Source organism: Saccharopolyspora sp. 6M, from assembly GCF_020176775.1.
Taxonomy (GTDB): domain Bacteria; phylum Actinomycetota; class Actinomycetes; order Mycobacteriales; family Pseudonocardiaceae; genus Saccharopolyspora_C; species Saccharopolyspora_C gregorii.
This window is the reverse complement of sequence record NZ_JAIUJZ010000245.1, coordinates 1-7,010: the sequence shown is the minus strand read 5'-3', so window position 1 is coordinate 7,010 and position 7,010 is coordinate 1. Positions and strand designations below refer to the sequence as shown.

General features: G+C 71.9%; 6 protein-coding genes. 2 read left to right on the top strand and 4 right to left on the bottom strand.

Annotation, left to right across the window (positions count from 1 at the left end; genetic code table 11):
- Positions 1-151: 151 nt before the first annotated feature.
- From LCD31_RS26165 to LCD31_RS26150, 4 genes are all read right to left on the bottom strand, one after another.
- The gene (locus tag LCD31_RS26165; RefSeq protein ID WP_224962366.1) at positions 152-2,428 is read right to left on the bottom strand and encodes a polymer-forming cytoskeletal protein; all 2,277 of its coding nucleotides are present in this window, start codon (positions 2,426-2,428) and stop codon (positions 152-154) included.
- A 328-nt stretch (positions 2,429-2,756) separates the two neighbouring features.
- Positions 2,757-3,515 carry an amino acid ABC transporter ATP-binding protein gene (locus LCD31_RS26160; RefSeq protein ID WP_304612923.1) on the bottom strand — a complete coding sequence of 253 codons (759 nt, stop codon included), beginning with the start codon at positions 3,513-3,515 and terminating at the stop codon, positions 2,757-2,759.
- 31 nt (positions 3,516-3,546) lie between these two features.
- A complete protein-coding gene (locus LCD31_RS26155) occupies positions 3,547-4,374 on the bottom strand; it encodes an amino acid ABC transporter permease (RefSeq protein ID WP_224962364.1) in 828 nt (275 codons plus the stop codon).
- Between the two features lie 125 nt (positions 4,375-4,499).
- Positions 4,500-5,306 carry an ABC transporter substrate-binding protein gene (locus LCD31_RS26150; RefSeq protein ID WP_224962362.1) on the bottom strand — a complete coding sequence of 269 codons (807 nt, stop codon included), beginning with the start codon at positions 5,304-5,306 and terminating at the stop codon, positions 4,500-4,502.
- A gap of 461 nt (positions 5,307-5,767) precedes the next feature.
- On the opposite strand from LCD31_RS26150, the gene LCD31_RS26145 reads away from it, so the two are divergent.
- Complete coding sequence (locus LCD31_RS26145) at positions 5,768-6,613, top strand: endonuclease/exonuclease/phosphatase family protein (RefSeq protein ID WP_224962360.1); 846 nt, start codon at positions 5,768-5,770, stop codon at positions 6,611-6,613.
- A 91-nt stretch (positions 6,614-6,704) separates the two neighbouring features.
- Positions 6,705-6,884, top strand: coding sequence for a PspC domain-containing protein (locus LCD31_RS26140; RefSeq protein ID WP_224962358.1), 180 nt, complete (start codon positions 6,705-6,707; stop codon positions 6,882-6,884).
- The last annotated feature ends 126 nt before the right edge of the window (positions 6,885-7,010 follow it).

Genomic DNA, 7,010 nt, shown 5'->3' with positions numbered 1-7,010 from the left:
TCTCGACTCCTTCCTGTCAGCGGCGAAGCCGCTGAGCAGCGACCACCTGATCACCCGGACCACCCGCGGGTTCTCAGCGTCCTCGCGAGGAGGACGCTGAGGTTCCGCCACCCGACCCCCAGAGCAACCGAACCCCGGAAAACCGAAAAACTCAGCGCTCCTCGCGGCGGAGCGCCCGGGTGATGCCCGCGGCCACCGTCGTGGCCAGCACCCAGCCGACCGCGATGAGCACCACGGTGATCCACTGCGAATGGCCCTCGGCCCGCCACATCACGTCGTGCCCGAGGTTGATGATCGGCACCAGCTGGTCGACGGTGTACAGGAACGGGTTCCACACCGGGTCGTCGTCGGCGTTGATCGGCTTCAGCTCGTGCTGGCTGAACCACGCCGAGCCCGCCGCGGCGAACGCGAGCAGCCACAGCAGCGCGCGCAGCGGCCGGTACCCGTAGGCGACGGTGCTGCGCTGCAGCAGGCTCCACAACCGCACGGGTGGTCGCAGCAGCAGCGGGGACGCCCCGGCCAGCGCCTGGTACCGGCGGCGCTGCTTCTCGATGAGCACCGTGACCGCGTGTTCCTCGTTGCCGTTGTTGCGGAACACGGTGGCGAGCTGGTCGTACGGCCCCGGCTGGTAGCGCCCGGAGGTGGCGCGCAGCCACGCGAGCCGCTCCCGGACCCGCGCCCCGTCGGTCGGTTCGATCGGATGGCTGAGGTTGTAGTAGGTGAAGTCCTCGACGTCGACGCCGCCCTGCGCGTCCCAGGTCTCGGCGTTGTCGGCGAGCAGTTCGCACTGCGCCTGCCGCAGCACCACCCGGCCCTGCGGTGGCGTGGCGGGCAGCAGCGTCAGTTCCTGCGCCACCAGGCCGAAGGCGCCGAACGCGTTGGCGGAGCTGCCGTCGCCGAGCACGCAGCCCCAGAAGTTCGCCTGCCTGCCGATGACGGCCCGCCGCAGCTGCACCTCGCCCTCGGCGCGGAACGGCCGGACGCCTTCCGCGCACACCAGGTCCCGCCCGATGTTCGCGGCCCGCAGGTCCAGCGAGGACTTGTACGCCTTGCGGTGCCGGTGCCAGGCGGGCTTGAGCAGGTGCGCGGCCCGCAGGTCCACGTTGGCGCCGATGTCGGCGCCCTGCAGCTGCAGGGTGCCGGAGATGTCGGCCTCGCGGCAGTCGAAGTTGCTGCCGACCTGGATCCGGTTGGCCTGCAGGGTGTCGGTGCGCGGCCCGACGAGGGTGGCGCCGGTGAGCTGGAAGCTGCCGTGCACCTTCACGTCCACCATGCGCATCTGCCCGCGCAGCACCGCGTGCGCCGCCTCCAGGTTGCCGAGCACCTCGGTGCCGTCGAGGTGCAGCGCGCGCATCGGCTGCTCCACCGAGGCGGCGGCGGAGCGCGACCAGCTCAGGTCGATCTGCGCGCCCGCCATCCGCAGGTCGCCGCCGATCCGGCTGCTGACCATGCGGATGGTGCCGCCGCTGCGGAAGTTCTGGTCCAGCTGCACGTCGCCGCGCACTTCGCCGCGGTCCAGCAGCAACGTGCTGATCGGGTCGTCGTGCTGGGACTCGCCGCGCTTCGGCGGCGCCACCCCGGGTTCGAGCACCGCGTCCCGCAGCCGCAGATCCCCTTCGACGTGCGCGCTGGGCAGGTACAGCAGGCCGGCGACGCTGAACGGTCCGCCGCCGATGGGGTCGACGTCGCCGCGGAAGCTGCCGCCGATCTGGATGCCGTTGGCGTTGATGGCGGTGCGGCCGCGGTTGCGCAGCGCCCCGCCGGAGAAGTTGAGGTTGCCGCCGATCTTCGCGCCCGGGATCCGCACTTCCCCGGCCACCTTGAGCCGCAGCCCGAGCAGCGCCCCGGCGATCTCCAGCCGGTCCGCGTAGATGGCGCGGCCGCCGGGGTTGCGCAGCTCGGAGTCGTTGAGCAGCAGCGAACCGCCGAGCTGCGCGTCGGCGAGGTCCACGATGCCGCCGATGCTGGTGCAGTTGCGCAGCACCGTGTCGTGGCTGGTGCGCAGATTCCGCCCGTTCAGCCCCGGGAAGCGGCAACCCCACAGCACGAGCCCGGCGAGCGTGGCCTGGCGCAGGTCGGGCCGCATGTCGAAGCGGCAGCGCACGAACTCCAGCAGGTACGGCAGTTCCGCCGCGCGCAGGTCCAGCCTGCCGGTGATCACCGCGTCCTCGATGCGCACCACGGGCTGCTGCCCGCCGCGGCGCCAGAACGCGCGCCAGCCCTGCTCGTCGGGCGATTCGACGAGCTTGCGGGTGAGGTACTCGCCGCGGATCTCCCGTTCCGGGTCGAACATGTCGGCGTGCACGTCGAGCGGGACGACCGGGCCGTCGGGTCTGCGACCCCACGCCCTGCCCTGCCCGAGCAGGTCGTCGAGCCGCTGCTCGGCAGCGGTCGGTGCCCCGATGTTGTCCCACGGCCTGTTCGGCACGATCCCGCCCCCGACATCGAATCCGGCGAACCCAACGCAGCGTAGTAGATCAACTACCACCGACAGCTCAGACGCGTGAGTTCAGCTTGGGGTTGCGACGGGTTCGACCGACACCGCCGAGGGAGCGGACCGGCACATCGCCGAGCCGCCGCGAAACCACCGAACGTCCGAACAGGACTACTCCGGCGGGGACCGCTGCACCGGGTCGGCGGGATCGTGGCGCGACGACCGCTACGCACCGCAGCCGCGGCGTCCGCACCGTTCCACCGCGCGGGCGGACGGGATCACGACCGGGAAGCCGCGCACTCCGGCGAGGACCGCCGGCGGATCACTCCGCGGGGCGCGCGTGCGTCGGGTTCAGGACGCGGGACAGGAAGGTTCGGGTGCGTTCCTCCGCGGGCGCGCCGATCACCTCGGCGGGCGGCCCCTGCTCGACGACGACGCCGCCGTCCATGAACAGCACCCGGTCGGCGACCTCGCGAGCGAACTGCATCTCGTGCGTCACCACCAGCATCGTCATGCCCTCGTCGGCGAGCCCGCGCATCACGCCCAGCACGTCGCCGACGAGCTCCGGGTCCAATGCGGACGTCGGCTCGTCGAACAGCATCACGTTGGGGTTCATGGACAGGGCCCGGGCGATGGCGACCCGCTGCTGCTGCCCGCCGGAGAGCTGCGCGGGCAGCGCGTCCTCCTTCTCGGCGAGGCCCACCCGGTCCAGGTTCTCCCGCGCCACCCGGTCGGCTTCGGCCCGGCCCCGGCGCAGCACCTTGCGCTGCGCCACGGTGAGGTTCTCCAGCACGGTCAGGTGCGAGAACAGGTTGAAGCCCTGGAACACCATGCCGATGTGCCTGCGCGCGGCGTCGATGTCGGTGTCCGGGTCGGTGACCTCGACCCCGTCCACCGCGATGCGCCCGGCCGTGGGCTCCTCCAGCAGGTTCACGCAGCGCAGCAGGGTGGACTTGCCGGACCCGGACGGCCCGATCACGCACACCACCTCGCCGCGGTCCACGGTCAGGTCGATGCCGCGCAGCACCTGCAGCGGGCCGAACGCCTTGTCCAGCCCGGAAACCTCGATCATCGCGCTCATCCGGCGCCCCTCACTGCCTCGTCGTGGTCCGTCACTTGCCGCGGGCGGTCCGGCCGCCGCCGTAGCGGCGCTCCAACCGGTTCGACAGCCGCGACAGCGGAATCGTGATGATCAGGTAGCAGAGCCCGGCGAGCAGGATCGGCGTCAGCGACTGGTACTGGGTGAGCGCGCCGCGCCCGAACTTCGACAGCTCGTACTGGTCCGCCGACAGGCCCAGCAGGTAGATCAGCGAGGAGTCCTTGGTGAGCAGGATCAGCTCGTTCGTCAACGGCGGCAGGATGATCCGGAACGCCTGCGGCATCACGACGGTCACCATGGTGCGCGCCGGGGACATGCCCAGCGAACGCGCCGCCTCCACCTGGCCCTTCGGCACCGCCTGCACCCCGGCGCGGATCGTCTCCGCCATGTACGCGGCGCCGACCAGCCCGAGGCTCAGCATCACCGTCGAGTAGATGTCGAAGACCAGCTGGAACGCGATCGGCACCCCGTAGCCGAGGGCGATGAACACCAGCAGCGCGGGCACCCCGCGGAAGAACTCGACGTAGGCGGTGGCGATCCACCGGTACGGCGCCACCGAGGACAGCCGCATCAGCGCCAGCACCACGCCGAGCGCCAGACCGAACGCGAAGCCCAGCGCGGTGTAGACGATGGTGTTGACCAGCGCCGTGGTGATGATCCCCGGGAACTGGGCGACGGCCACGTCCACGTTGAAGAACGCGTCGGCGATCTTGCCCCAGTCGGCGAGCAGCGCGATCAGCACGATCGCGACCGCGAGGACGGCGTACTGCGCGCCGCGGACCACGCGGGCGCGCTGCCGCTTGCTCGACCGCGGTTTCGCGGTCGTGTCGGTTGCTGCCATTCCTCAGACTCTCCCCGGGCGGTTTCCTCGGCGCTGGGCTGGTGGTGGCGTGCGGCGGGCCGAGTCGGCGCCGCGCAGCAGGCGGGGCCGGGGCCTGCGCGGCTCCCGGCCCCGGGCCGGGGACGTCACGGCTGGTCCGGGTTCTTGCCGAACCACTTCTCGTAGATCCGGTCGTACTCGCCGGATTCCCGCGCCTTGCGCAGCGAGTCGTTGACCTTCTGGACGAGCTGGGCGTTGCCGCGCTGGACGGCGACGCCGTAGACCTCGCCGGTGCTGTACTCGGCGGTGACCTTCGTGTCCGGGTTCTTCTTGGCGAAGTCGAGCATCACGCCGTTGTCGTTGATGCCCGCGTCGACCTTCCCGCTCTGCACCGCGTTCTGCAGCAGCCCCAGGTCCTCGTACTGGACGATCTCGTACCCGTGCTCGGCCTCGTGCTCCTCGGCGTAGTCCTCACCGGTGGTGCCGAGGTGCACGCCGAGCTTCTTGCCGCGCAGCGCGGCCATGTCCGGGTAGGGGTGCTCGGCGCTGACCAGCAGCGCCTGCTTCGCGTCGAAGTACGGGTCGGAGAAGTCCATGTTCTGCTGCCGCGCGTCGGTGATCGTGATCGCGGCGGCGGCGACGTCGCACTTGCGGGTGTTGAGGGCTTCGCCGGACTGGATGCCTTCGAAGGGCGTGTCGAAGAACTTCTGCTCCAGGCCGAGGTCGCGGGCGACGAGGTCGACGAGCTCGACGTCGAAGCCGGTGGTCTTGCCGCCCTCGTCGAACTGGAACGGCGGGTACGGCAGCTGGGTGCAGGTGGTGAGCTTGCCGGGCTCCACGAAGCGGAGCTCCCCGTCGGCACCGGTGGGCGCGATGGACTGCGCGCAGCCCGCCGCGGTCAGCACCAGCGCGGGCAGCAGGGCCAGGGCTCTCCAGGTGGTCCGACGCGCCACGATGTCACTCCTAGTAGGTGAGTACGCGAGTGCTGAGATGGTGCCACCCGAACGGGGTCAAGTCTCGGCTCTCGATGTTGCGAAGCTGTCAAATTTTTCCGCGCCGGCCACCGGACCCCGCGAGGTCCGCACCACCGAGCCGTCCGACCTCGCGAGCACCATCCCTGACGGGCGGTTCTTGCCGGTCGAGCCGAGCCGGGGCTCAGTTTCATGTGCTGGACGCCCCTGGTCAACAGGGAATTCACCATCGGATCTTTCCCGGGATGTGAGAGAAATCTTGTTGCCCCGGCAAGCGTGGACCGTTCGCCGGAGATCGTTGCGCCGGTCGCCACCCATCACGGACGGTGTTCGCCACCCGCCATCGGTGGGACGTCGGCAGCGGTTGCCGGACTACCCCACGTTCGGCCCCTGCCGCCGTTCGCCGAGCTTCGGCACACTCCGCCGCCGAGGAGGCGATGCCGATGACCGACGACCGGACGCCCTGCCCCCGATCCACCACCCCGCCGGCCGCGCGGCGACTCGCGATGGCGGGCGCGCTGCTGGCCTGCGCCGGGTTCGCGCTGCCCGCGCTCACCGGGTCCACCGCCGCGGCCCGGCCAGGGCCGGAACGACCCGCACCGGAAAGAGTCGCGCCCGGCGGCGCACCGCTGGACGTGCTCCAGCTCAACCTCTGCCACCGCGACGCCGACGGCTGCGCCGCGCACGACGACACCGCGGTGCGCTCCGGGATCGCCGCGATCCGGCAGCGCGGACCGGACGTGGTCACGCTCAACGAGGTGTGCGCGCACGACATCACCACGATGTCCCGCGACACCGGCTACCGCGCCGAGTTCGCCCCCGAGCTGACCGGGGACGCACCGGTGCGCTGCGCCGACGGCCGCGGCGACCACGGGGTCGCCGTGCTGACCCACCGCGACCTGGGTGCGTCCGACGGCGCGGTCGTGGAGCGCGGCTTCGCGGCGCAGGACGCCGGCCCGACCCGGCGGGTGCTGCTGTGCGTCCCGTTCCCCGCGCTGTCCGCCTGCACCGCGCAGCTGTCCCCCGCGGATCCGGCGGTCGCCCGGCGGCAGTGCGCCGAGCTGGTGGGTGCCGCGACGGGCACCGGCCGACCGGCCGTGGTCGGCGGCGACCTCAACCTGACCGCGGAGGCGGACGTGCGCGGCTGCCTGCCCGCGAACTGGTCGCACGCCGGGGACGGCGCGGTGCAGCACGTGCTCGCCGACACCGGGTTCACGTTCGTGCGCAGCGAGAACCTGCCGGTGGACGGGTCCTCGCACCCGGGGCTGCTGGCCGAGCTGACCGGCTGAGCGGGGATCTCCGGGATTCCCCTGAGGCGGGCGTCCCGGAGATCGGGCACCCTGGGGTGAAGATCGCGAACTTTCCAGGAGGAATCAGTCGATGAACCTGTCCCGTCCCCAGCACGACAAGTGGATCGCCGGCGTGTGCGCCGGTCTCGCCGAACGCTTCGGCCTCGGCAAGGGACTGGTGCGCTTCCTGTTCATCCTGTCCTGCCTGCTGCCCGGCACGCAGGTCATCGTCTACATCGTCCTGTGGATCCTGATGCCGAAGAGCAGCTGACCCGGGGGCCCCCCCCCCCCCCCCCGCCCCGCGGGGGGCCCCCCCCGCCCCGGCGGGGGGGGGGGGGCCCCGGGGCCCCGCGCCCCGGGGGGGGGGGGGGGGGGCCCCCCCCCGGCCCCCCCCCGG